22 protein-coding genes are annotated in these 23,610 nt (G+C 59.1%); 18 read left to right on the top strand and 4 right to left on the bottom strand.

What is annotated here, in order from left to right; genetic code table 11:
• The first annotated feature begins 87 nt into the window (after positions 1-87).
• Positions 88-855 (top strand): FCD domain-containing protein, encoded by a 768-nt coding sequence (locus tag PSH91_RS22995; protein ID WP_047229074.1) that lies wholly within the window; start codon positions 88-90, stop codon positions 853-855.
• Between the two features lie 154 nt (positions 856-1,009).
• Here PSH91_RS22995 and smpB read toward each other — a convergent pair whose 3' ends face one another.
• The gene (gene smpB / locus PSH91_RS22990) at positions 1,010-1,492 is read right to left on the bottom strand and encodes an SsrA-binding protein SmpB (protein ID WP_047229073.1); all 483 of its coding nucleotides are present in this window, start codon (positions 1,490-1,492) and stop codon (positions 1,010-1,012) included.
• 118 nt (positions 1,493-1,610) lie between these two features.
• Here smpB and PSH91_RS22985 point away from each other — a divergent pair, with 118 nt between their 5' ends.
• Genes PSH91_RS22985 through PSH91_RS22975 form a run of 3 tightly spaced genes read left to right on the top strand, consistent with a single transcriptional unit; the run spans position 1,611 to position 3,764 of the window.
• Positions 1,611-3,014, top strand: coding sequence for a sodium-dependent transporter (locus tag PSH91_RS22985; RefSeq protein WP_047229088.1), 1,404 nt, complete (start codon positions 1,611-1,613; stop codon positions 3,012-3,014).
• A gap of 7 nt (positions 3,015-3,021) precedes the next feature.
• A complete protein-coding gene (locus PSH91_RS22980) occupies positions 3,022-3,465 on the top strand; it encodes a type II toxin-antitoxin system RatA family toxin (protein WP_047229072.1) in 444 nt (147 codons plus the stop codon).
• Positions 3,462-3,764 (top strand): RnfH family protein, encoded by a 303-nt coding sequence (locus PSH91_RS22975; protein WP_107321859.1) that lies wholly within the window; start codon positions 3,462-3,464, stop codon positions 3,762-3,764. Before PSH91_RS22980 ends, PSH91_RS22975 begins: the two co-directional genes overlap by 4 nt.
• Before the next feature lie 58 nt (positions 3,765-3,822).
• On the opposite strand, the gene PSH91_RS22970 is transcribed toward PSH91_RS22975, so the two are convergent.
• A complete protein-coding gene (locus PSH91_RS22970) occupies positions 3,823-4,350 on the bottom strand; it encodes an outer membrane protein assembly factor BamE (RefSeq protein WP_047229070.1) in 528 nt (175 codons plus the stop codon).
• Positions 4,351-4,447: 97 nt separating this feature from the next.
• On the opposite strand from PSH91_RS22970, the gene fur reads away from it, so the two are divergent.
• Positions 4,448-4,858, top strand: a complete 411-nt coding sequence (fur, locus tag PSH91_RS22965) for a ferric iron uptake transcriptional regulator (protein WP_076383526.1) — start codon at positions 4,448-4,450, stop codon at positions 4,856-4,858.
• 55 nt (positions 4,859-4,913) lie between these two features.
• On the opposite strand, the gene recN is transcribed toward fur, so the two are convergent.
• Positions 4,914-6,587, bottom strand: a complete 1,674-nt coding sequence (gene recN / locus PSH91_RS22960; protein WP_047229068.1) for a DNA repair protein RecN — start codon at positions 6,585-6,587, stop codon at positions 4,914-4,916.
• Between the two features lie 241 nt (positions 6,588-6,828).
• On the opposite strand from recN, the gene grpE reads away from it, so the two are divergent.
• The 8 genes from grpE to PSH91_RS22920 all read left to right on the top strand — a co-directional run bounded on the left by grpE (position 6,829) and on the right by PSH91_RS22920 (position 17,390).
• Positions 6,829-7,395 carry a nucleotide exchange factor GrpE gene (gene grpE, locus PSH91_RS22955; protein WP_076383527.1) on the top strand — a complete coding sequence of 189 codons (567 nt, stop codon included), beginning with the start codon at positions 6,829-6,831 and terminating at the stop codon, positions 7,393-7,395.
• A gap of 101 nt (positions 7,396-7,496) precedes the next feature.
• On the top strand, positions 7,497-9,413 hold the full coding sequence (gene dnaK / locus PSH91_RS22950) for a molecular chaperone DnaK (protein WP_047229066.1): 1,917 nt from the start codon (positions 7,497-7,499) through the stop codon (positions 9,411-9,413).
• Between the two features lie 366 nt (positions 9,414-9,779).
• Positions 9,780-10,904 carry a molecular chaperone DnaJ gene (gene dnaJ, locus PSH91_RS22945; protein WP_047229065.1) on the top strand — a complete coding sequence of 375 codons (1,125 nt, stop codon included), beginning with the start codon at positions 9,780-9,782 and terminating at the stop codon, positions 10,902-10,904.
• 9 nt (positions 10,905-10,913) lie between these two features.
• Complete coding sequence (dapB, locus tag PSH91_RS22940; protein ID WP_107321860.1) at positions 10,914-11,720, top strand: 4-hydroxy-tetrahydrodipicolinate reductase; 807 nt, start codon at positions 10,914-10,916, stop codon at positions 11,718-11,720.
• A gap of 294 nt (positions 11,721-12,014) precedes the next feature.
• On the top strand, positions 12,015-13,151 hold the full coding sequence (carA, locus tag PSH91_RS22935; protein WP_047229063.1) for a glutamine-hydrolyzing carbamoyl-phosphate synthase small subunit: 1,137 nt from the start codon (positions 12,015-12,017) through the stop codon (positions 13,149-13,151).
• Between the two features lie 105 nt (positions 13,152-13,256).
• A complete protein-coding gene (carB, locus tag PSH91_RS22930; RefSeq protein ID WP_047229062.1) occupies positions 13,257-16,478 on the top strand; it encodes a carbamoyl-phosphate synthase large subunit in 3,222 nt (1,073 codons plus the stop codon).
• A 2-nt stretch (positions 16,479-16,480) separates the two neighbouring features.
• Positions 16,481-16,957, top strand: coding sequence for a transcription elongation factor GreA (greA, locus tag PSH91_RS22925; RefSeq protein WP_027911987.1), 477 nt, complete (start codon positions 16,481-16,483; stop codon positions 16,955-16,957).
• Between the two features lie 28 nt (positions 16,958-16,985).
• Positions 16,986-17,390: a hypothetical protein gene (locus tag PSH91_RS22920; RefSeq protein ID WP_047229061.1), complete on the top strand. Its 405-nt coding sequence runs from the start codon at positions 16,986-16,988 to the stop codon at positions 17,388-17,390.
• Between the two features lie 10 nt (positions 17,391-17,400).
• Here PSH91_RS22920 and PSH91_RS22915 read toward each other — a convergent pair whose 3' ends face one another.
• Positions 17,401-17,709, bottom strand: coding sequence for a YhbY family RNA-binding protein (locus PSH91_RS22915; RefSeq protein ID WP_003177852.1), 309 nt, complete (start codon positions 17,707-17,709; stop codon positions 17,401-17,403).
• A 107-nt stretch (positions 17,710-17,816) separates the two neighbouring features.
• On the opposite strand from PSH91_RS22915, the gene rlmE reads away from it, so the two are divergent.
• The 5 genes from rlmE to tpiA all read left to right on the top strand — a co-directional run bounded on the left by rlmE (position 17,817) and on the right by tpiA (position 23,609).
• On the top strand, positions 17,817-18,467 hold the full coding sequence (gene rlmE / locus PSH91_RS22910; protein ID WP_047229060.1) for a 23S rRNA (uridine(2552)-2'-O)-methyltransferase RlmE: 651 nt from the start codon (positions 17,817-17,819) through the stop codon (positions 18,465-18,467).
• A gap of 192 nt (positions 18,468-18,659) precedes the next feature.
• The gene (gene ftsH / locus PSH91_RS22905; RefSeq protein ID WP_047229059.1) at positions 18,660-20,573 is read left to right on the top strand and encodes an ATP-dependent zinc metalloprotease FtsH; all 1,914 of its coding nucleotides are present in this window, start codon (positions 18,660-18,662) and stop codon (positions 20,571-20,573) included.
• A gap of 8 nt (positions 20,574-20,581) precedes the next feature.
• Entirely contained in the window at positions 20,582-21,433 is an 852-nt protein-coding gene (gene folP, locus PSH91_RS22900; protein WP_305466825.1) for a dihydropteroate synthase, read from the top strand.
• Positions 21,434-21,449: 16 nt separating this feature from the next.
• Positions 21,450-22,787, top strand: coding sequence for a phosphoglucosamine mutase (gene glmM / locus PSH91_RS22895; RefSeq protein WP_139049106.1), 1,338 nt, complete (start codon positions 21,450-21,452; stop codon positions 22,785-22,787).
• Positions 22,788-22,853: 66 nt separating this feature from the next.
• The gene (gene tpiA / locus PSH91_RS22890; RefSeq protein WP_107321863.1) at positions 22,854-23,609 is read left to right on the top strand and encodes a triose-phosphate isomerase; all 756 of its coding nucleotides are present in this window, start codon (positions 22,854-22,856) and stop codon (positions 23,607-23,609) included.
• Position 23,610: the final 1 nt, after the last annotated feature.

Below are 23,610 nucleotides of genomic sequence, written 5' to 3'. Positions count from 1 at the left end.
GAAGTGGCTTCTGGAGGGTGTCGGCGGGGCGCGGATAGGCGAGAATAGAGAGCCCGGCGAGCCGTCGGGATCGTGGAGAGTCGAGTTATGGGGTTTGATCAGATTCGTCAGCGCCGTTTGTCTGACGATATTGTCGAGCGGCTTGAAGGAATGATCCTTGAAGGCACGCTGAAATCCGGCGAACGCCTGCCTGCCGAGCGTGCCTTGGCCGAGCAGTTCGGCGTGTCACGCCCTTCGTTGCGCGAAGCGATTCAGAAACTGGCGGCCAAGGGTTTGCTGGTCAGCCGCCAGGGCGGCGGCAACTATGTGGTGGAGTCGCTGGGCTCAACCTTCAGTGATCCCCTGTTGCAGTTGTTGGAAAGCAATCCTGAAGCGCAACGTGATTTGCTGGAGTTTCGCCATACGCTGGAAGCTTCCTGCGCTTACTACGCGGCACAGCGGGCCACGGACGTGGACCGCGAGCGGCTGACGGCGGCGTTCGAGGAGCTTCAGGATTGCTATTCACGCCATGAAAATGTGAGTCGGGCTGAGGAGGGCGCGGCGGATGCGCGGTTTCACCTGGCCATCGCCGAAGCCAGTCACAATGCAGTGTTGCTGCATACGATTCGGGGTCTGTTCGATCTGCTCAGGCGCAACGTCGTCACCAACATTGGCGGCATGTACAAACAGCGCAGCGAAACCCGAGACATGCTCATCAGCCAGCATCGGGAGTTGTACCAGGCCATTATGGGCGGGCACGCCGAGCAGGCGCGGGAAGTCTCCAGCCGGCATATTCTGTATGTGCAGGAAGTGTTGGAGGAGGTGCGTCAGGAAGTGCAGCGGGTGGCGCGGGCGGAGCGGCGCAAGGGGATGTAGTCGGTGGGTTCTATAGTGATTGGACCCTTGTGGGAGCGAGCCTGCTCGCGAAAGCGGTCTGTCTGACACATCAAGGTTGCATGTGCCTCCGTCATCGCGAGCAGGCTCGCTCCCACATTGGATCTTCAGCGAACGCATAACCCAGGCGAAAGAATCAGTCTTCCTTGCCCTTGTTGCGTACCGCGCGTTGCAGCTCGCGACCGGCGTCGCGCTCGCGCTCGGTATCACGCTTGTCGTATTCCTTCTTGCCTTTGCCCAGCGCAATTTCGCATTTGATCAAATGCTTGCTCCAGTACAACGACGTGCAGACGCAGGCGTAGCCTTTTTGCTGCACGGACGCGAAGAGCTTTTCCAGCTCGCGCTTGTTGAGCAGCAGCTTGCGCGAGCGTGTCGGATCGGCGATCACGTGGGTGCTGGCGGTGGTCAGGGGCGTGATATGGCTGCCCAGCAGCCAGGCCTCGCCGTCCTTGAGCAGCACATAACTGTCGACCAGTTGCGCCTTGCCTGCACGTAAGCTCTTTACTTCCCAGCCGGCCAGGACCATGCCAGCCTCGAAACGTTGTTCGATGAAGTAGTCGTGTCGCGCTTTTTTATTTTGCGCGATGGTCCCTGTGGGGTGTTTCTTCTGTTTAGCCATAGGGGCGGCATTATAGGCAGTTGCGGGCGTGTCGGCTACGGTGAAGCTACGTGCTTGAGCAGGTTGAATGAATCCCGGACAATGCGGCCTCTTTTTCGAACGCTTGGGCGTGATCACGATGTCGACAGACAAGGTTTCTGTCCACGGCAGTTGGGCTAGCCGCTGGGTCTTCATATTTGCCGCAACCGGTTCGGCCGTGGGGTTGGGCAGTATCTGGAAATTTCCCTACATGGTCGGCGTCTATGGTGGCGGTGCCTTTGTATTGATGTTTCTGGCGTGCATCGCGCTCATCGGCGCGCCGGTGATGCTGGCCGAAACCCTCATCGGTCGTCGCGCCCGACAAAGCCCGGCCAATGCCCTGAAGGTGCTGGCAGTGGAGGCCGGGCACTCGGCCAAGTGGTCGTGGGGCGCGTTTGCCGGAATGATCACGGCGCTGCTGATCCTGTCTTTCTACAGTGTGGTCGGCGGCTGGTCGCTGGACTACATCATCGATATGGGGCGCGGGGACTTTCAGGGGGTGACACCCGATCAGGTCGGCGCCTACTTTGGTGATGTGATCTCCGATCCCTGGCGGCTGACACTTTGGCATACGATTTTCATGCTGCTTTCTGCGGTAGTGATTGCCCGCGGGGTGGTTGCGGGGCTTGAGCGCAGCCTGCGAATCATGATGCCGCTGCTGTTCGTGATGATCCTGGTATTGCTGGGCTACAGCATGACCACCGGGCACTTCATGGAAGGCGTTCACTTCATGTTCGATTTCCAGCCGGAGAAAGTCATGGATGGCCTGCTGCCGGCCATGGGGCATGCGTTTTTCTCCCTGAGCGTGGGGGTGGGCTCGATCATGATCTATGGCGCCTACATGCCCAAGAGCGCCTCGCTGACCAAGACCGTTGTAGGTGTCGCGCTGCTGGATACCTTTGTATCGTTGCTGGCCGGGCTGGCGTTGTTTCCGATTGTCTTCGCCGCCGGCCTGAACCCCAGCGAAGGGCCGGGGCTGATGTTCGTCAGCCTGCCATTCGCCTTCGGCAACATGGCATTTGGTCAATTCATGGGGGTGGTATTTTTTCTCCTGGTGGCCATTGCTGCCTGGAGTTCGGCCATTTCCCTGCTGGAACCCATGGTCGCTTATCTGGTGGAGCGAACCCGGCTCAGTCGCGCCTGGGTGACGTTCTGGCTGGCCTTTACCTGTTGGTTCGTTGGCCTGGGGACGGTGTTTTCCTTCAATATATGGAAGCAAGCGAAGTTTTTCGTGAACGAAGGCGGGATGTTCCATCTCTACCAGTGGGGAGCAACCGGAGGGCTGGATTTCTTCGGCGTGATTGATTTCTTCACCTCACGGATCATGCTGCCGCTGGGTGGTTTGTGTTTCGTGGTGTTTGCAGGATGGGTCATGGGGCGTGAGGCGGTGCGTGACGAATTGTCGTTGCGCAGCCCTGTACTGTTTACCTTGAGCCTGTTCTTGATGCGCTATGTAGCGCCCATTGGCATTCTTGTAGTGTTTGCCGCCCAGCTGTGGAAGTGACGCTTACATGACGACACATATTCAACGCTCGGCCTTGCTGCCCTATCCGGCGCAGGCGTTGTACGACCTGGTCAACGATGTGGCAAGTTACCCGCAATTTTTGCCTTGGTGCTCGTCCGCCGAAGTGCTCGAAAGCTCTGAAGCCCATATGCGCGCCAGGCTCAATGTCGCCAAGGGCGGATTGAGCCAGCACTTTGTCACGCGCAACACCCTGGTGCCTGGACAGTCCATTGAAATGAACCTGGAAGAGGGGCCTTTCAATCAGCTCCACGGCGTCTGGGTGTTCAAGGCGCTAGGAGAGAAGGCCTGCAAGATCAGCCTGGATCTGTCGTTCGACTATGCAGGTCCGTTGGTGCGAGCCACGCTGGGGCCGTTGTTCAATCAGGCGGCCAATACTCTGGTCGACGCGTTCTGCCAGCGCGCCAAGCAAAACGCCGAGCTTGCCCGGTGATTGAGCTGGAAGTGGTGTATGCCGGCGTCGATCGTCAGGTCTTGCGCGTATTTTCCGTGCCGGAAGGCACCAGTGTTCGGGCGGCGTTAGAGGCGTCCGGCATTGCTGCTGAGTTTCCGCAACTGGATCTGGCCACTTGCCCGGTGGGGATTTTTGGCAAGGTGGTTGCCGATCCGGATCGCCAGGTGGTGCGGGCGGCTGATCGACTTGAAATTTATCGACCGTTATTGGCAGATCCAAAAGAGATTCGGCGGCTGCGCGCCGCCAAGGCCGCCCAGGCGCGCCAAGCTGATCAATAGTCAGCTCTGAATTGCAGGCAATAAAAAACCCGGTAAGCCGGGTTTTTTATTGAGCAATTTATTGCGGCGAAGTATCCAGTGGTTCTGGCGTCGGGACCGGTACGGTCTCGACGTTGTCCACGTCCTTCTGGATCTGATCGAGCAACGAGCCTGGCTTGACCGGTTTTTCCGGTTTCGGCTGCTCGGCATTCTGGGTTGGGTCGGTCACCGTAGTGCCGCTGTCCTGGCCCATAATGGCCTCGTCGCGGCTCACGCCGGGCATGAAATCGCCAGACAGGCTGACAAGTTGGTCATTGGCGTTGAAGATAACGCTGATGCGTTCCTGTTGGCGTTCACCACCACCTGGTTGCAGGCTGTACAAATAATCCCAGCGATCGGCATGGAACGTGTCGGTCAGCAGAGGGTTACCCATGATAAACCGTACTTGCCGACGGGTCATTCCCGGGCGTAACTGGTCTATCATGTCCTGCGTGACGACATTGCCCTGCTGGATGTCGATTTTGTAAACCCCGGGGAATGAACAACCGGCGAGTGCGAGCAGTCCCACAAAGGTGAAACTGGTTAGCAAGAGCTTGGTGTTTTGCATCGGTGGGCGACTTCCACTATCTTGGCTGGGACAACGTAAACGCCGATCATACCCGCATTAAGAGAAGCTGCGAAGCAGCATCGCGAGAAAGCTGACCATGGTTGAAAATAGCGAACTACGCAAAGCCGGCCTCAAAGTGACCCTGCCACGGGTCAAAATTCTGCAGATGCTCGATTCCGCCGAGCAACGCCACATGAGTGCCGAGGATGTCTACAAGGCGCTTATGGAAGCTGGCGAGGACGTCGGTCTGGCCACGGTTTACCGTGTCCTGACTCAGTTCGAGGCGGCGGGGCTTGTGGCTCGTCACAATTTCGATGGCGGTCATGCGGTCTTTGAATTGGCCGATGGGGAACATCACGACCACATGGTGGACGTGGAAACCCGTGAGGTCGTCGAATTCACTTGTCCGGCAATCGAAAAGCGCCAAAAGGAAATTGCTGAAGAGCATGGCTTCGAGTTGATCGATCACCATCTCGTCTTGCATGTGCGCAAGAGAAAGCCGGTTTAAAGCTGTTGAAACGCAAAAAGGCGACCCCAGGGTCGCCTTTTTGCGTTTGGGCTGTTCAGATTTTTGCCGCGACGACCATTTTTTTCGCGTGAGCCAGGGACTCCTTGGTGAGGTCGATGCCGCCCAGCATCCGTGCCACTTCTTCCACGCGCTCGTTCTTGTTCAGCTTGGACACGGCGGTGCGAGTGGCGTCCTCGTCACGCACCTTGTGCACAAATAAATGCTGGTGTCCTTGGGCTGCGACCTGGGGCAGGTGAGTCACTGTCAGCACCTGGCCGCGCTCCCCGAGTCGACGCAGCAACTGGCCGACAATTTCCGCCGTAGGGCCGCCAATACCCACGTCCACTTCGTCGAATACCAGCGTCGGCACACGCGAGGTCTGTGCGGTGATGACCTGGATGGCCAGGCTGATGCGTGACAACTCGCCGCCGGAGGCGACTTTGGCCAGGGCCTTGAGCGGTTGGCCAGGGTTGGCGCTGACCAGCAACTCCACCTGCTCCAGCCCGTTGGGTTGAAGCTCGTCCCCCGCGTTGGGGTGCAGCTCGATGGTGAAGCGCCCGCCGGGCATGCCCAGGCGCTGGATTTCCTGCTCAACGGCACTGGCCAGCCCGGTCGCGGCCTGCTGACGCAGCTCACTGAGCTCCCTGGCTTTTTCCTGATAATGACGGGCATAGGACGCCAGTTCGTCTCCCAGGCGCTCAATGGATTCGTCGTTGGCGTTCAGGGTTTCCAGCTCTTCAAGCAGGCGTTGCTGCAGTTCGGCGACATCGGTTGGCTGAACGCGGTGCTTGCGCGCCAGCGTATAGATAGTGTCCAGGCGTTCTTCCAGATATTGCAGGCGCGCCGGGTCGGCGTCGAAATGATCCAGAAACCGGTTCAGCTCCCCGACGGCCTCCTCGACCTGGATCTGTGCGCTCGTGAGCAGATTGGTCGCTTCGCTCAGGGCACCTACCGAATTGTTGACGCTGGACAGCCGGTTCAGGCTGGCGGTCAGCGCATTGAGCACGTTCCCCGAGTCGCTTTCACTGCATTGCTCGACCACTTGCCGGCAAATGCCCAGCAGCGTTTCGGCATTGGTGAGGTTCTTGTGTTCCTGTTCCAGTTCCGCCAGCTCGTTTTCACCCAGGGCCAGGTTCTCCAGCTCTTCGAGCTGATAACTCAGCAACTGGTGGCGGGCACGTTGTTCGTCGCCGGAGTTGGAGAGGCGATCCAGTTCCTGGCGGGTCTGGCGCCACCGCTGGGCGGCCAGTTGAACCTGGCGGGCCAGGTCGGTGGCGCCGGCGTATTCGTCGAGCAGGCGGCGATGGGTCTCGGTCTTGAGCAGGGACTGGTGTTCATGCTGGCTGTGAATGTCGATCAGCAGCTCGCCCAGGGCCTTGAGGTCGCCGAGGGGGCAGGGCGTACCGTTGATGTAACCCCGGGAGCGGCCTTCGGCGGTGATGACCCGGCGCAATATGCACAGGCCGTCGGTATCCAGGTCACGTTCCGCCAGCCAGGCGCTGGCCTCGGGGATGTCGATCAGGTCGAAGGTGGCCAGGATGTCGGCCTTGTCCGCACCGGGGCGTACCACGCCGCTGTCGGCGCGATCGCCCAGCGTCAGGCCCAGGGCGTCGAGCATGATCGATTTGCCGGCACCGGTTTCACCGGTGATCACGCTCATGCCCCGATCGAGCTCGAGGTCGAGGTGTTCGACGATGGCGTAGTTGTGTACGGACAGGTGCACCAGCATAAAGGCCGCTCCCAGGCTTAGGTCTGGTTATTTATACAGTGTTTTGTTTCGGCCTGACAATGCCTTCGCTTAGCTCGATTTGCTTGGGTGGAAGACTTTCTTAGCGCCGGGAGGAATGAATATGCAGGGGTTTTTTGTAAGGTTAATTCGTCGGACCGCCCTTGAAGCTGGAAAACACGGCCCCATATACCGGGGCAGAAGCGCGAGTTGAGCTCGCGGACGAAGTTGAAAGGAGAAATCTATGGCTGACGAACAGACGCAGGACACGCAAAATCTAGACGCCAATCAGGCTCCCCAGGATTCGGGTGACGACCTGGCGGCACGTGTACAAGTGCTCGAAGAGCAACTGGCCGGTGCGCAGGATCAGGCGCTGCGTGTAGCCGCCGACCTGCAGAATGTCCGCCGTCGCGCCGAGCAAGATGTTGAAAAAGCTCATAAATTCGCCCTGGAGCGGTTCGCAGGCGACCTGTTGCCGATCATCGACAGTCTGGAGCGCGGCCTGGAGCTGTCCAATCCGGACGACGAAAACATTCGTCCGATGCGTGAAGGCATCGAGCTGACCCTGAAGATGTTCCAGGACACGCTCAAGCGCTATCAGCTTGAAGCCATTGATCCGCATGGCGAGCCCTTCAATGCCGAGCACCATCAGGCCATGGCGATGCAGGAAAGTGCGGACGTCGAGCCCAACAGCGTATTGAAGGTTTTCCAGAAGGGCTACCTGCTCAACGGTCGCTTGCTGCGCCCGGCCATGGTTGTGGTCAGCAAGACGCCGGCGCCGGTTTCGCCTTCTATTGATGAGCAGGCTTGAAATTTAGCGCAGCGGCCCCATTTAGAAGTCAAGCGTTTAAGTGCTACCGCAGTTAGCCACCACTGCTGCGGCAACAAAATCCAAGTTCCGGGAGAGTTAACATGGGCAAGATTATCGGTATCGACCTGGGGACCACCAACTCGTGCGTCTCCGTGCTGGAAAACGGCAAGGCCAAAGTAATTGAAAACGCTGAGGGCGCGCGTACTACGCCGTCGATCATCGCGTACGCCAACGATGGCGAAATTCTGGTTGGCCAGTCGGCCAAGCGTCAGGCAGTGACCAATCCGCATAACACCCTCTACGCGGTGAAGCGTCTGATCGGTCGCAAGTTCGACGAAGAAGTCGTTCAGAAAGACATCAAGATGGTGCCTTACAAAATCGCCAAGGCTGACAACGGCGACGCCTGGGTTGAAGTGAACGGCCAGAAAATGGCGCCGCCACAGATCTCGGCGGAAATCCTGAAGAAAATGAAGAAAACCGCCGAAGACTACCTCGGCGAAGCGGTGACCGAAGCGGTCATCACTGTTCCGGCCTACTTCAACGACAGCCAGCGTCAGGCGACCAAAGACGCCGGCCGCATCGCGGGCCTGGACGTCAAGCGCATCATCAACGAACCAACCGCGGCCGCTCTGGCTTACGGTATGGACAAGGCCAAGGGCGATCACACCGTGATCGTTTATGACCTGGGTGGCGGTACCTTCGACGTCTCCGTGATCGAGATCGCTGAAGTCGATGGTGAGCACCAGTTCGAAGTACTGGCCACCAACGGTGACACCTTCCTCGGTGGTGAGGACTTCGACATTCGTCTGATCGACTACCTCGTCGACGAATTCAAGAAAGAAAGCGGCATGAACCTCAAGGGTGACCCGCTGGCCATGCAGCGTCTGAAAGAAGCTGCCGAAAAAGCCAAGATCGAGCTGTCCTCGAGCCAGTCGACCGACGTGAACCTGCCGTACATCACTGCAGACGCCACGGGGCCGAAGCACCTGAACGTGAAAATCTCCCGCGCCAAGCTCGAAGCGCTGGTGGAAGACCTGGTTCAGCGCACCATCGAACCTTGCCGCATTGCAATGAAGGACGCCGGTATCGACGTTGGCTCGATCAACGACGTGATCCTGGTCGGCGGCCAGACCCGTATGCCGCTGGTTCAGAAGCTGGTAACCGATTTCTTCGGTAAAGAAGCGCGTAAAGACGTGAACCCGGACGAAGCCGTTGCCATGGGTGCCGCCATCCAGGGTGCTGTTCTGGCCGGTGACGTGAAAGACGTTCTGCTGCTCGACGTCAGCCCGCTGACCCTGGGTATCGAAACCATGGGTGGCGTGATGACTGCGCTGATCGAGAAAAACACTACGATTCCTACCAAGAAATCCCAAGTGTTCTCGACCGCCGATGACAACCAGAACGCCGTGACCATTCACGTGCTGCAGGGTGAGCGCAAGCAAGCCGCGCAGAACAAGTCCCTGGGCAAGTTCGACCTGGCCGAGATTCCGCCAGCTCCACGTGGCGTGCCACAAATCGAAGTGACCTTCGACATCGACGCCAACGGCATCCTGCACGTTGGTGCGAAAGACAAGGCCACCGGCAAGACCCAGTCGATCGTGATCAAGGCCAACTCCGGTCTGTCCGAGGAAGAAATTCAGCAGATGGTTCGCGATGCTGAAGTCAACGCCGAAGAAGACCGCAAGTTCGAAGAGCTGGCCAGTGCCCGCAACCAGGGTGATGCCCTGGTGCACTCGACTCGCAAGATGGTCGCTGATGCTGGCGATAAAGTGACCGCTGAAGAGAAAACCGCCATCGAGGCAGCTGTGGTTGCTCTTGAAGCGGCTGTCAAAGGTGACGACAAGGCGGCCATCGAGGCGAAGATCGAAGAACTGTCCAAGGTCTCCGCTCCAGTGGCTCAGAAGATGTACGCCGAGCAGGCTCAGCCGGCTGAAGGCGCAGCGCAGCAAGGCGAGTCGGCCGAAAAAGCCGATGATGTCGTTGATGCCGAGTTCGAAGAAGTGAAAGACCACAAGTAATCGCTTGTTGGTCGGCCGGTTGACTGCATTTGTGCGGTGACTGGTAGGATGTCGCCGCGCGGGAGCTTGCTCCCGCGTTGGCGTGTCTGGAGTCAGTGAATTTTTACAGCATGCGACAGCGTTCGGATGCTGGCGGCGTGATCGGGAATGCTCCTGCTTTCCGAGCGAGAGACGCCGCGTTTTGGCCGGTTCCCTGGCTGAAAGATGTGGGTTTGTACGAATCGTCGCTCAGCCACTTTTCGTACAGGGCCCAAGACCAGGATCGTTGAATTGACGTGAGTTGGGTCCGGGCCTGTATTGGGGCTCAACGAGTTTGGCAAGGTTCAGGAGAGGTTTGCCGGACGTCCTATAAGAGTGCAAAGACTAATGGCAAAGCGTGACTATTACGAAGTATTGGGTGTTGAGCGTGGTTCAAGCGACGCGGACCTGAAAAAGGCCTACCGTCGTCTGGCAATGAAGCACCACCCGGACCGTAATCCCGACGACAAAGCGTCGGAAGAGTTGTTCAAGGAAGCCAACGAGGCTTACGAAGTACTGTCCGATTCCAGCAAGCGTGCGGCTTACGACCAGTACGGTCATGCCGGTGTCGACCCGAGCATGGGCGGCGGCGGTGCCGGTTTTGGCGGGCAGAACTTTTCCGATATTTTCGGCGATGTGTTCAGCGACTTCTTCGGTGGTGGTCGCGGTGGTGCTCGTGGTGGCGCCCAGCGTGGCAGCGATTTGCGCTACACGCTGGAGTTGAACCTGGAAGAGGCGGTGCGCGGTACCACCGTCAACATCCGCGTTCCCACGCTGGTCAATTGCAAGCCGTGTGACGGGTCGGGCGCCAAGAAGGGCTCCTCGCCCGTCACCTGTCCGACTTGCGGCGGCATCGGTCAGGTGCGCATGCAACAGGGTTTCTTCTCTGTGCAGCAGACCTGTCCGCGTTGCCATGGCCAGGGCAAGATCATTTCCGATCCGTGCGATTCCTGCCACGGCGAAGGGCGCGTCGAAGAGTACAAGACGCTGTCGGTGAAAGTGCCGGCCGGTGTCGATACCGGTGACCGCATCCGTTTGTCTGGCGAAGGCGAGGCGGGTGCCCAGGGCGGTCCGACTGGCGACCTGTACGTGGTCATCAACGTGCGTGAGCACGCGATCTTCCAGCGCGACGGCAAGCATCTGTTCTGCGAAGTGCCGATCAGTTTCGTCGATGCGGCCTTGGGCGGTGAGCTTGAGATCCCGACCCTCGATGGTCGCGTGAAGCTGAAAATCCCCGAGGGCACGCAAACCGGCAAGCAATTCCGGATTCGCGGCAAGGGTGTTGCGCCGGTACGTGGCGGCGGTGCGGGTGACCTGATGTGCCGTGTTGCGGTGGAGACTCCGGTCAATCTGAGTCGGCGTCAGCGCGAATTGCTGGAAGAGTTCCGCAGCTCGCTGGCGGACGATAACAGCCACTCCCCGAAAACCACCGGTTGGTTCGAAGGCGTGAAGCGCTTCTTCGGCGATCTGTAAGGAGCTCGCATGCGACGTATAGCTGTGATGGGCGCTGCCGGGCGCATGGGCAAGGCGTTGGTCGAGGCGGTGCAGCAACGCTCGCCGCTCTCGGGCCTGACAGCCGCTATCGTCCGGCCCGACAGTACGCTGGTCGGTGCTGATGCGGGCGAGCTGGCCTCCCTGGGGCGTATCGGGGTGCCGATGTCCGGTGGCCTGGAAAAGGTCTTGGATGAGTTCGATGTCCTGATCGATTTCACCCTGCCGCAAGTGATGCTGAAAAATCTGGCCATTTGCCGCAAGCATGGCAAGGCCATGGTCATTGGCACGACCGGGCTGGATGCTGCGCAAAAGCAGTTACTGGCCGAGGCTGGCAACGATATTCCGATCGTTTTTGCGGCGAACTTCAGCGTGGGTGTGAATCTGTCGTTGAAGCTGCTGGAGATGACGGCTCGGGTTCTGGGTGACGATGCGGATATCGAAATCATCGAGGCTCACCACCGACACAAGATCGACGCGCCTTCGGGCACGGCCCTGCGCATGGGCGAAGTGATTGCCGATACCTTGGGTCGCGATCTGCAGAAGGTGGCCGTCTACGGGCGCGAAGGGCATACCGGTGCCCGTGAGCGCGACACCATCGGTTTCGCCACGGTTCGTGGTGGGGATGTGGTGGGGGATCACACCGTGCTGTTCGCCACAGAGGGCGAGCGTCTGGAGATCACTCACAAGGCGTCAAGCCGCATGACCTTCGCCAAGGGTGCGGTGCGTGCCGCGTTGTGGCTGGATGGCCGCCCGGCTGGTCTGTACGACATGCAGGATGTTCTCGACCTGCGTTGATGTTCCGGTGTGCTGTCTGGCAAACCTTTTGCCAGACGCAGCGCCAGAAAGCGGGGTTCAGGTTATACTGAGCCCCGTTTTACACCGCCTCGCGACGACCTGTCGCATTCCCCTGCCTTTAAGGCTCATTAGCGGTGGACCAAAAAAGCCTTTTTCTGTAAGCTACAGCTTTAGTGTGTCCACTAAAAGCGCGCAGAATAATTCAGTGAACAAGCGGGGTGACGTGTCCATACGTCACTCCGCTTTTTTACAACCTGCGATCGCCCTTTCAGGCTTTATTTACGGGAGGTCTTCTTGACTAAGCCAGCCATACTCGCCCTTGCTGATGGCAGCATTTTTCGCGGCGAAGCCATTGGAGCCGACGGCCAGACCGTTGGTGAGGTGGTGTTTAACACCGCAATGACCGGCTATCAGGAAATTCTTACCGATCCTTCCTACGCCCAGCAAATCGTTACTTTGACTTACCCGCACATCGGCAACACCGGCACCACGCCGCAAGATGCCGAGTCCGATCGTGTCTGGTCCGCCGGCCTGGTCATCCGTGATCTGCCGCTGGTAGCGAGCAACTGGCGTAACACCATGTCCCTGTCCGACTACCTCAAAGCCAACAACGTTGTGGCAATCGCCGGTATCGACACCCGTCGCCTGACCCGCATCCTTCGCGAGAAGGGAGCGCAGAACGGCTGCATCATGGCTGGTGACAACATCACCGAAGAAGCCGCCATCGCCGCTGCCCAGGGCTTCCCTGGCCTTAAAGGCATGGATCTGGCGAAAGTCGTCAGCACCAAGAAGCAGTATGAGTGGCGCTCCACGGTCTGGGACTTGAAAACCGACAGCCACGCGACGATCGAGGCTTCCGAGCTGCCGTACCATGTGGTTGCGTACGACTACGGCGTCAAGCTGAACATCCTGCGCATGCTCGTGGAGCGTGGTTGCCGCGTGACCGTGGTGCCGGCGCAAACTCCGGCGGCAGATGTCCTGGCCCTCAATCCTGACGGCGTGTTCCTGTCCAACGGCCCGGGTGACCCCGAGCCTTGCGACTACGCGATCCAGGCGATCAAGGACGTGCTGGAAACCGAGATCCCGGTGTTCGGCATCTGCCTCGGTCATCAGTTGCTGGCCCTCGCTTCGGGCGCCAAGACCTTGAAAATGGGGCACGGCCACCACGGCGCCAACCACCCGGTCCAGGACCTGGATACTGGCGTGGTGATGATCACCAGTCAGAACCACGGCTTTGCGGTGGATGAGGCGACCCTGCCGGCAAACGTGCGGGCGATCCACAAGTCGCTGTTCGACGGCACGCTGCAAGGCATCGAGCGTACCGACAAGAGCGCATTCAGCTTCCAGGGCCACCCTGAAGCGAGCCCTGGCCCGAACGATGTAGCGCCGCTGTTCGATCGCTTCATCACCGAGATGGCCAAGCGACGCTGACCGCGTGAAGCCTGAGGGCGGCCCCGAAACCGGTGGTCCCCTTGGGCGCTGCAAAGATTGTTCGACGGCCTAGCCGACTGACCTGCGGATTTGAGTGACAAACCCATGCCAAAACGTACAGACATAAAAAGCATCCTGATTCTCGGCGCTGGCCCGATCGTGATCGGCCAGGCCTGCGAATTCGACTACTCCGGCGCCCAGGCCTGTAAAGCCCTGCGCGAAGAGGGCTATCGCGTCATCCTGGTGAACTCCAACCCGGCCACCATCATGACCGACCCGGCCATGGCCGACGCCACCTACATCGAGCCGATCAAGTGGCAGACCGTTGCCAAGATCATCGAGAAGGAGCGCCCGGACGCACTGCTGCCGACCATGGGTGGCCAGACTGCATTGAACTGCGCCCTGGACCTGGAGCGTGAAGGCGTCCTGGAGAAGTTCGGTGTGGAAATGATCGGCGCCAACGCCGACACCATCGACAAGGCCGAAGACCGTTCGCGCTTCGACAAGGCGATGAAATCCATCGGCCTGGACTGCCCACGCTCGGGCATCGCCCACAGCATGGAAGAAGCCAACGCCGTCCTGGAACGCCTCGGCTTCCCGTGCATCATCCGTCCGTCCTTCACCATGGGCGGCACCGGTGGTGGCATCGCTTACAACCGTGAAGAATTCGAAGAAATCTGTGCCCGTGGTCTGGATCTGTCGCCGACCAAAGAGCTGCTGATCGACGAATCCCTGATTGGCTGGAAAGAATATGAAATGGAAGTTGTCCGCGACAAAAAGGACAACTGCATCATCGTCTGCTCCATCGAAAACTTCGACCCGATGGGCGTGCACACCGGTGACTCCATCACCGTCGCACCCGCCCAGACGCTGACTGACAAGGAATACCAGATCCTGCGGAACGCCTCCCTGGCGGTACTGCGCGAGATCGGCGTGGAAACCGGCGGCTCCAACGTCCAGTTCGGCATCTGCCCGAACACCGGTCGCATGGTGGTCATCGAGATGAACCCGCGGGTATCCCGTTCCTCGGCCCTGGCCTCGAAAGCCACCGGCTTCCCGATCGCCAAGGTCGCGGCCAAACTGGCTGTGGGTTACACCCTGGACGAACTGTCGAACGACATCACCGGTGGCAAGACCCCGGCGTCTTTCGAGCCGTCCATCGACTACGTCGTCACCAAGCTGCCACGTTTCGCCTTCGAGAAATTCGCCAAGGCCGACGCCCGCCTGACCACTCAGATGAAATCGGTCGGTGAAGTCATGGCCATCGGCCGGACCTTCCAGGAATCCCTGCAGAAAGCCCTTCGCGGCCTGGAAGTGGGTGTTTGCGGCCTCGATCCGAAGCTGGACCTGAGCCACCCGGACGCCATGAGCGAGCTCAAGCGTGAGCTGACCGTGCCGGGCGCCGAGCGGATCTGGTACGTGGCGGACGCCTTCCGTGCCGGCATGACCGTCGAGCAGATCTTCGGCATGAACATGATCGACCCTTGGTTCCTGGTGCAGATCGAAGATCTGATCAAGGAAGAAGAGAAGGTCAAGACCCTGGGCATGTCCAGCATTGACCACGACACGATGTTCCGCCTCAAGCGCAAGGGCTTCTCCGACATGCGCCTGGCAAAACTGCTGGGTGTGACCGAGAAGAGCCTGCGCAGTCATCGTCACAAGCTTGAAGTGTTCCCGGTCTACAAGCGCGTGGACACTTGCGCCGCCGAATTCGCCACCGACACTGCTTACCTGTACTCCACGTACGAGGAAGAGTGTGAAGCCGCGCCGTCGACGCGTGACAAGATCATGATCCTGGGTGGCGGTCCTAACCGGATCGGCCAAGGCATCGAGTTCGACTACTGCTGCGTGCACGCGGCACTGGCTCTGCGCGACGACGGGTACGAGACCATCATGGTCAACTGCAACCCGGAAACCGTGTCCACCGACTACGACACCTCCGATCGCCTGTATTTCGAACCAGTGACCCTGGAAGACGTGCTGGAAATCGTCCGTGTCGAGAAGCCAAAAGGCGTGATCGTCCAGTACGGTGGCCAGACCCCTCTGAAACTGGCACGTGCCCTTGAAGCGGCCGGTGTGCCGATCATCGGGACCAGTCCGGATGCCATCGACCGTGCAGAAGACCGTGAGCGCTTCCAACAGATGGTTGAGCGTCTGAACCTGCGTCAGCCACCTAACGCTACCGTGCGCAGCGAAGACGAAGCGATTCGCGCCGCCGCCAAGATCGGTTACCCGCTGGTGGTGCGGCCGTCCTATGTACTGGGCGGTCGGGCGATGGAAATCGTTTACCAGGAAGACGAACTCAAGCGCTACCTGCGCGAAGCGGTTCAGGTGTCCAACGACAGCCCGGTGCTGCTGGACCACTTCCTCAACTGCGCCATCGAAATGGACGTGGATGCGGTCTGTGACGGCAAGGACGTGGTGATCGGCGCGATCATGCAGCACATCGAGCAGGCCGGTGTTCACTCCGGTGACTCCGCTTGTTCGCTGCCGCCTTATTCGTTGCCGGCCCACATCCAGGACGAAATGCGCGAGCAGGTCAAGAAAATGGCCCTGGAGCTGGGCGTGGTCGGCCTGATGAACGTGCAACTGGCCCTGCAGGGCGAGGACATCTACGTCATCGAAGTCAACCCGCGCGCGTCCCGTACCGTACCGTTCGTCTCCAAGTGCATCGGTGTGTCCCTGGCGATGATCGCTGCACGGGTCATGGCCGGTAAGACCCTGAAAGAGCTGAACTTCACCAAGGAAATCATTCCGAACTTCTACAGCGTCAAAGAAGCGGTGTTCCCGTTTGCCAAGTTCCCTGGCGTGGACCCGATCCTTGGCCCTGAAATGAAGTCCACCGGCGAAGTCATGGGCGTGGGCGATACCTTCGGCGAAGCTTTTGCCAAGGCTCAGATGGGCGCCAGCGAAGTTCTGCCAACTGGCGGCACGGCGTTCATCAGCGTGCGTGATGACGACAAGCCGCTGGTTGCAGGCGTGGCCCGTGATCTGATCAACTTGGGCTTCGAAGTGGTCGCCACTGCCGGTACCGCCAAGCTGATCGAGGCGGCTGGCTTGAAGGTGCGCCGCGTGAACAAGGTGACCGAGGGGCGTCCGCACGTGGTCGACATGATCAAGAATGACGAAGTCACGCTGATCATCAACACCACCGAAGGTCGCCAGTCGATCGCCGATTCGTATTCCATTCGTCGCAACGCGCTGCAGCACAAGATCTACTGCACCACGACCATTGCTGCGGGCGAAGCTATCTGCGAAGCGCTCAAGTTCGGTCCCGAGAAGACCGTGCGTCGCTTGCAGGATCTACATGCAGGATTGAAGGCATGAGCATAACCAAGTACCCGATGACGGTTCAGGGCGCGAAGGCCCTGGAAGAAGAACACGCTTTCCTGACCAAGGTCGAGCGTCCGCGCTTGAGCCAGGCGATTGGCGAAGCGCGTGAGCTGGGCGATCTCAAGGAAAACGCCGAATACCACGCTGCCCGCGAGGAGCAGGGTATGGTCGAGGCGCGAGTCCGTGATATCGAAGGTCGCATGCAGAATGCCGTGATCATCGATGTCACGACGATCCCGCACACTGGCAAGGTCATTTTCGGCACCACAGTGGAAATCGCCAACGTTGAGACTGATGAAAGCGTCACTTACCAGATCGTTGGTGAGGACGAGGCGGACATCAAGCTTGGCAAGATTTCCGTCGGCTCCCCCATTGCTCGTGCCTTGATTGCCAAGGAAGAGGGCGATGTAGTGGTTGTGAAGACGCCGGGTGGTGTCATTGAGTATGAGATTGTCGAAGTCCGTCACATCTGAGCGAAGGCGTCCGCTGCGAGCCGGCGCCATGATCTGGCAGCTCACCCAGATGTTGTGGGTGGGCGGCGTCTGGTTGTTGCACGTCGGTTTGCTGCCGGTGCTGGGTCGAATCGGCCTGGCACCGCTGCTCATCGATGAAATCGCAGCTATGCTGACGTCGCTTCTGGTGGGTTTTTCCTCGGCATGCGTAGTGTTTCAGGCTTTGGTGCTGGTTCAGGCCGAGGGCCTTGACAGTCTATGGCGCGACATTCGTGGGCAGTTGCTGCTCATGTCGTTGTATGCGTGCGGGATGTTTCTTGCTGTACGTCTCGGCTGGCCGGATGCGAGTCTGTGGCAGGTATTCAGCTACCTGGTGCTGGGTTTTTCCGGGTTGGTGCTGGTGTTGCAACCGGTACCCGGATGGAGCAGCAGGGTGCGCGAAGCACACCCTTGACCCTTTGGCATTACTTGAAGCGGTGAACGTTCGACAGTTGCTTGTTGACGCTGAAATTCTTGCGATAAATCAGTGCCATCTTGCCGATGACCTGCACCAGGTCTGCCTTGCCGGTCTTGCACAGTTCGGCAACGGCAGCCAGGCGGGCTTCGCGATCGAGAATATTGAGCTTGATCTTGATAAGCTCATGATCGCCCAAGGCGCGTTCCAGCTCAGCTAGAACACCTTCAGTCAAACCGTTGTCAGCCACAGTCAAAACCGGTTTCAGATGGTGGCCAATGGATTTGTATTGTTTCTTCTGCTCTTGAGTGAGCGGCATAATCTGACCCCTGCGTCTGATCTTGTAAAAAGCGGCGGCCAGTTTACCCGAGCGAGTCCGGGACCGCCCAGTTAATCACGACCCGTTTTATTTTTTAGAGGTGGCCCGTGGCCCGTTCCAAGACTAGCCAGAACTGGCTCAGAGAGCATTTCAACGATCCGTACGTCAAAATGGCGCAAAAAGACGGCTATCGTTCTCGTGCCAGCTATAAATTGCTCGAAATCCAGGAAAAGGATCGTCTGATCCGCCCTGGCATGACCGTGATCGACCTTGGCGCCGCGCCGGGGGGGTGGTCTCAGGTGACCAGTCGTCTGATCGGCGGTCAGGGGCGATTGATTGCTTCCGACATCCTGGAAATGGACAGCATCCCCGACGTGACCTTCATCCAGGGCGATTTCACCGAAGACGCCGTGCTGGCGCAGATTCTCGAGGCTGTCGGAAATACGCAGGTTGACCTTGTGATTTCCGATATGGCCCCCAATATGAGTGGATTGGCGGCTGTCGACATGCCTCGAGCAATGTTCCTCAGCGAGCTGGCCCTGGATCTTGCCGGGCGGGTGTTGCGCCCAGGTGGTGATTTTTTGATCAAGGTCTTCCAGGGTGAAGGTTTTGATGAGTACCACAAGGGGATGCGCAAGCTGTTCGACAAAGTGCAGATGCGCAAGCCATTGTCGTCGCGCGATCGCTCTCGTGAGCAGTATCTGCTGGCGCGGGGCTTCCGGGGAATTGAAGGCGCAGCCAGTGATGAGCGTCTTTGATAAAGGCCGATAGTTTTTTTTGTCTCGCCTTGCAAGAGCCGTGTTACGAAAATTACGCGGTCAGAGTTTCACAAAGGGTTACAGACGGCGCCTGCCAGAGTCGTAGGTAATGTAGTAAGTTAGGCCGGTGAATATCATGCGAAGCGCGCGCCAGTAGCGGAGCTTGCTTCAGAGGGTAGTTAATTGAACGATATGGCAAAGAATCTGATCCTGTGGTTGATCATCGCCGCTGTCCTTGTGACCGTGATGAACAACTTCTCCAGCCCTAACGAGCCGCAGACCCTCAACTATTCCGACTTCATCCAGCAAGTCAAGGATGGCAAGGTCGAGCGCGTTGCCGTCGATGGTTATGTGATTACCGGCAAGCGCACCGATGGTGACAGCTTCAAGACCATTCGTCCGGCGATTCAGGACAACGGCCTGATCGGTGACCTGGTGGACAATCATGTCGTGGTCGAAGGCAAGCAGCCTGAGCAGCAGAGCATCTGGACCCAGCTTCTGGTGGCCAGCTTCCCGATCCTGGTGATCATCGCGGTGTTCATGTTCTTCATGCGCCAGATGCAGGGCGGTGCCGGTGGCAAGGGCGGGCCGATGAGTTTCGGCAAAAGCAAGGCCCGACTGCTCTCTGAAGACCAGGTGAAGACCACCCTGGCCGACGTCGCCGGGTGCGATGAGGCCAAGGAAGAGGTCGGCGAGCTGGTTGAATTCCTGCGTGATCCGGGCAAGTTCCAGCGTCTGGGCGGCCGTATCCCACGCGGCGTGCTGATGGTTGGTCCTCCGGGTACCGGTAAAACCTTGCTGGCCAAAGCGATTGCCGGCGAAGCCAAAGTGCCGTTCTTCACGATTTCCGGTTCCGACTTCGTGGAAATGTTCGTCGGTGTGGGCGCCAGTCGTGTGCGTGACATGTTCGAACAGGCCAAGAAACACGCGCCTTGCATCATCTTCATCGACGAAATCGACGCTGTCGGTCGCCATCGTGGCGCCGGCATGGGTGGTGGTCACGACGAGCGCGAGCAGACCCTCAACCAGTTGCTGGTCGAGATGGACGGTTTCGAAATGAATGACGGCATTATCGTGATTGCCGCCACCAACCGTCCGGACGTGCTCGATCCTGCGCTATTGCGTCCAGGCCGTTTCGACCGCCAGGTCGTGGTGGGGCTGCCGGACATTCGTGGTCGCGAACAGATCCTCAAGGTTCATATGCGCAAGGTGCCGATGGGTGACGACGTCGCTCCGGCAGTGATCGCTCGTGGTACACCGGGTTTTTCCGGTGCCGACCTTGCGAACCTGGTCAACGAGGCGTCGCTGTTCGCTGCTCGTACCGGCAAGCGTGTCGTTGAGATGAAAGAGTTCGAACTGGCCAAAGACAAGATCATGATGGGCGCGGAGCGCAAATCCATGGTCATGTCCGAGAAAGAAAAGCAGAACACGGCGTATCACGAGGCGGGCCACGCGATCGTTGGTCGTGTGGTGCCCGAGCATGACCCGGTCTACAAGGTCTCGATCATCCCGCGCGGTCGTGCCTTGGGTGTGACCATGTTCCTGCCGGAAGAAGATCGTTACAGCCTGTCCAAGCGTGCGCTGATCAGCCAGATCTGTTCGCTCTACGGCGGCCGTATTGCCGAAGAAATGACACTGGGCTTTGACGGTGTAACCACCGGCGCGTCCAACGACATCATGCGTGCCAGCCAGATCGCCCGGAACATGGTCACCAAGTGGGGCCTGTCCGAAAAACTGGGCCCACTGATGTACGCCGAAGAAGAGGGTGAAGTGTTCCTCGGTCGTGGTGGCGGTGGCCAGCACGCAAGCTTCTCTGGCGAGACGGCAAAGCTGATCGACTCTGAAGTACGCAGCATCATCGACCAGTGCTATGGCACCGCCAAGCAGATCCTCACGGATAACCGTGACAAGCTCGACGCCATGGCTGATGCCCTGATGAAGTATGAAACCATTGATGCCGAGCAGATCGACGACATCATGGCAGGTCGCGAGCCTCGCGAGCCTCGTGACTGGTCGGGCGGCGGAACTGGTACGTCCGGTACGCCTCCGGCGGTACAGGGCGAGCGTCCGGAGACACCGATTGGCGGTCCGGCTGCTGACGTTTAAGGCTTGAAATGACTTCTGTTCAGTCCTCAACCCGGTTGCCTTGCGGTAACCGGGTTCTTGATTTGTCCCATGTCCATGTCATGGGCATTCTCAATGTCACTCCCGATTCCTTTTCCGATGGTGGTCGATTCAGTCAGCTTGATGCTGCGTTGCGGCATGCCGAGGCTATGGTCGCCGCCGGCGCGACGTTGATCGATGTCGGCGGTGAGTCGACCCGGCCAGGCGCGCGGGCAGTCTCGCCCACCGAAGAGCTGGAGCGGGTGGCGCCGATTGTCGAGCGCATTCATCGCGAACTTGATGTCATCATCTCGGTGGATACATCCACGCCCGCGGTCATGCGTGAGACTGCACGGCTTGGAGCGGGGTTGATCAACGACGTTCGCTCCTTGCGGCGCGATGGTGCCCTGGATGCCGCAGCGGCTACGGGGTTGCCGGTGTGTCTGATGCATATGCTGGGCGAGCCCGGAACGATGCAGGACGACCCGCACTATCATGATGTGACCAGGGAAGTCGGAGAGTTTTTGGTGGAGCGCCTGGATCAATGTGCCGCCGCAGGTATTCCTGCGCAGCGGATCATTCTTGATCCCGGGTTCGGCTTTGCCAAGACGCTGGCTCACAATCTGAGCCTGTTCAAACATATGGAAGCCTTGCATACCTTGGGGCGGCCCCTGTTGGTCGGGGTTTCGCGAAAGAGCATGATAGGCAATGCCCTGGGTCATCCCGTGGGGGAGCGCCTGTACGGCGGTCTTGCGCTGGCGGCCCTGGCTATTACAAAAGGCGCACGCATATTGCGGGTGCATGATGTGGTCGAAACGATGGATGTTGTGCGGATGATCGCAGCAGTGGATTCAGCCGAATAAGAATGACGGAGCACTTATGAGCAAGAAATACTTTGGCACCGACGGTATTCGTGGTCGGGTCGGCGAATACCCCATTACCCCTGATTTCATGCTCAAGCTCGGCTGGGCTGCCGGTATGGCATTCCGCAAGATGGGCGCCTGCAAAGTGCTGGTTGGCAAGGACACGCGAATTTCCGGCTACATGTTCGAATCGGCGCTCGAGGCCGGCCTGACTTCGGCGGGCGCCGATGTGATGCTGCTCGGTCCGATGCCGACGCCGGCCATTGCCTACCTGACGCGTACGTTCCAGGCCCAGGCAGGCATCGTAATCAGTGCTTCGCACAACCCGCATGATGACAACGGCATCAAGTTCTTCTCCGGCCAGGGTACCAAGCTGCCGGATGATATCGAGCTGATGATCGAAGAGCTGCTGGACGCGCCGATGACTGTGGTTGAGTCGAGCAAGATCGGTAAAGTGTCGCGGATCAACGATGCGTCAGGTCGTTATATCGAGTTTTGCAAAGGCAGCGTGCCCACCGGTACGAGCTTTTCGGGTCTGAAAATCGTCGTCGATTGTGCTCATGGTGCGACCTATAAAGTCGCGCCAAGCGTATTTCGCGAATTGGGAGCAGAGGTTGTCGTGCTCTCCGCCCAGCCTAACGGGCTGAACATCAACCACAACTGCGGCTCCACTCATACCGAGGCGCTGCAAGCGGCCGTGCTGGCCGAGCAGGCTGATCTCGGGATTGCCTTTGATGGTGACGGTGACCGGGTTCTGATGGTCGATCACACCGGCACTGTCGTCGATGGTGATGAGCTGCTGTTCATCATTGCTCGCGATCTGCACGGGCGCGGCAAGCTGCAGGGCGGTGTGGTGGGGACGTTGATGAGCAATCTCGGGCTCGAGTTGGCCCTGGCGGACCTGGATATTCCCTTCGTGCGGGCCAATGTCGGTGATCGCTATGTGATCTCGGAGCTGCTGGAGCGCAATTGGGTGATCGGGGGCGAGAACTCCGGGCATATCGTTTGTTTTGACCACACCACCACTGGCGATGCGATTATTGCTGCCTTGCAAGTGCTGATGGCACTCAAGGCGCGCAATGAAGGGCTTGCGCAGTCGCGTCAGGCGTTGCGCAAATGCCCGCAGGTGCTGATTAATGTGCGTTTCGGCGGTGGTGCGAACCCTCTTGAGCATGCGACGGTCAAGCAAGCCAGCGAGCGCGTAACGCAGGCTATGGCTGGGCGGGGGCGAGTGCTATTGCGCAAGTCTGGTACCGAGCCGTTGGTGCGGGTCATGGTCGAAGGCGAGGATGAAGCACAGGTCCGCGGTTATGCTGAAGAGCTGGCGAAGCTTGTTAGTGAAGTTTCTGCCTGAATTCGGCTTGCCAGTCATCAATCGGTTGGGTAACATCTGCGCCCACTTTGACCGACGAGGTACAGCATGCGTCGCCCTATGGTAGCTGGTAACTGGAAGATGCACGGTACCCGCGCCAGCGTCGCTGAGCTGATCAAAGGCCTTCGTCATCTGGCCTTGTCAAGCGGTGTTGACGTCGCGGTATTCCCGCCTTGCCTGTATATCAATCAAGTGGTTGATGGTTTGAAAGGCAAGTCGATTGCGGTTGGTGCGCAGAATTCCGCGGTGGAATCCATGCAGGGCGCGTTGACCGGTGAAATTGCGCCGAGTCAGCTGGTGGATGCAGGTTGTTCCCTGGTTTTGGTCGGGCATTCCGAGCGCCGCATGATCATGGGCGAGCAGGACAAGACCTTGATCCGCAAGTTTGCTGCGGCCCAGGCCTGCGGTCTGACTCCGGTGTTGTGCATAGGGGAAACCCTTGTGCAGCGTGAAGCCGGCAAGACCCTTGAAGTTGTCGAGCGTCAGCTGGGCAGCATCATCGAGGAGCTGGGTGTCGGTGCTTTTGCAAAGGCGGTCATTGCTTACGAGCCGGTCTGGGCCATTGGCACCGGGCTGACTGCTTCGCCGCAACAGGCGCAGGATGTGCACGCCGCCATCCGCGCGCAGTTGGCGGCAGAGAATTCTGAAGTGGCACGAGGTGTGCGGCTTCTATACGGCGGCAGCGTGAAGGCGGCCAATGCGGTCGAACTGTTCGGCATGCCGGATATCGATGGGGGGCTCATTGGTGGAGCGTCCCTGAATGCAGATGAGTTCGGTGCGATCTGTCGCGCCGCGGGAAACTGAA

It is taken from the genome of Pseudomonas sp. FP1154, from assembly GCF_030687245.1.
Classification (GTDB): domain Bacteria; phylum Pseudomonadota; class Gammaproteobacteria; order Pseudomonadales; family Pseudomonadaceae; genus Aquipseudomonas; species Aquipseudomonas rhizophila.
The sequence above is the reverse complement of the archived record's forward strand: the minus strand, read 5'-3'. Positions and strand labels throughout refer to the sequence as shown.

Coding starts and splice junctions, on each gene's coding strand:
- ftsH (WP_047229059.1), top strand. CDS start 18,660: ATGGCAAAGAATCTGATCCTGTGGTTGATCATCGCCGCTGTCCTTGTG.
- glmM (WP_139049106.1), top strand. CDS start 21,450: ATGAGCAAGAAATACTTTGGCACCGACGGTATTCGTGGTCGGGTCGGC.
- fur (WP_076383526.1), top strand. CDS start 4,448: ATGGTTGAAAATAGCGAACTACGCAAAGCCGGCCTCAAAGTGACCCTG.
- PSH91_RS22915 (WP_003177852.1), bottom strand. CDS start 17,709: ATGCCGCTCACTCAAGAGCAGAAGAAACAATACAAATCCATTGGCCAC.
- dnaJ (WP_047229065.1), top strand. CDS start 9,780: ATGGCAAAGCGTGACTATTACGAAGTATTGGGTGTTGAGCGTGGTTCA.
- PSH91_RS22985 (WP_047229088.1), top strand. CDS start 1,611: ATGTCGACAGACAAGGTTTCTGTCCACGGCAGTTGGGCTAGCCGCTGG.
- carB (WP_047229062.1), top strand. CDS start 13,257: ATGCCAAAACGTACAGACATAAAAAGCATCCTGATTCTCGGCGCTGGC.
- smpB (WP_047229073.1), bottom strand. CDS start 1,492: ATGGCTAAACAGAAGAAACACCCCACAGGGACCATCGCGCAAAATAAA.
- folP (WP_305466825.1), top strand. CDS start 20,582: ATGACTTCTGTTCAGTCCTCAACCCGGTTGCCTTGCGGTAACCGGGTT.
- recN (WP_047229068.1), bottom strand. CDS start 6,587: ATGCTGGTGCACCTGTCCGTACACAACTACGCCATCGTCGAACACCTC.
- dnaK (WP_047229066.1), top strand. CDS start 7,497: ATGGGCAAGATTATCGGTATCGACCTGGGGACCACCAACTCGTGCGTC.
- PSH91_RS22970 (WP_047229070.1), bottom strand. CDS start 4,350: ATGCAAAACACCAAGCTCTTGCTAACCAGTTTCACCTTTGTGGGACTG.
- grpE (WP_076383527.1), top strand. CDS start 6,829: ATGGCTGACGAACAGACGCAGGACACGCAAAATCTAGACGCCAATCAG.
- PSH91_RS22980 (WP_047229072.1), top strand. CDS start 3,022: ATGACGACACATATTCAACGCTCGGCCTTGCTGCCCTATCCGGCGCAG.
- PSH91_RS22920 (WP_047229061.1), top strand. CDS start 16,986: ATGATCTGGCAGCTCACCCAGATGTTGTGGGTGGGCGGCGTCTGGTTG.
- dapB (WP_107321860.1), top strand. CDS start 10,914: ATGCGACGTATAGCTGTGATGGGCGCTGCCGGGCGCATGGGCAAGGCG.
- PSH91_RS22995 (WP_047229074.1), top strand. CDS start 88: ATGGGGTTTGATCAGATTCGTCAGCGCCGTTTGTCTGACGATATTGTC.
- tpiA (WP_107321863.1), top strand. CDS start 22,854: ATGCGTCGCCCTATGGTAGCTGGTAACTGGAAGATGCACGGTACCCGC.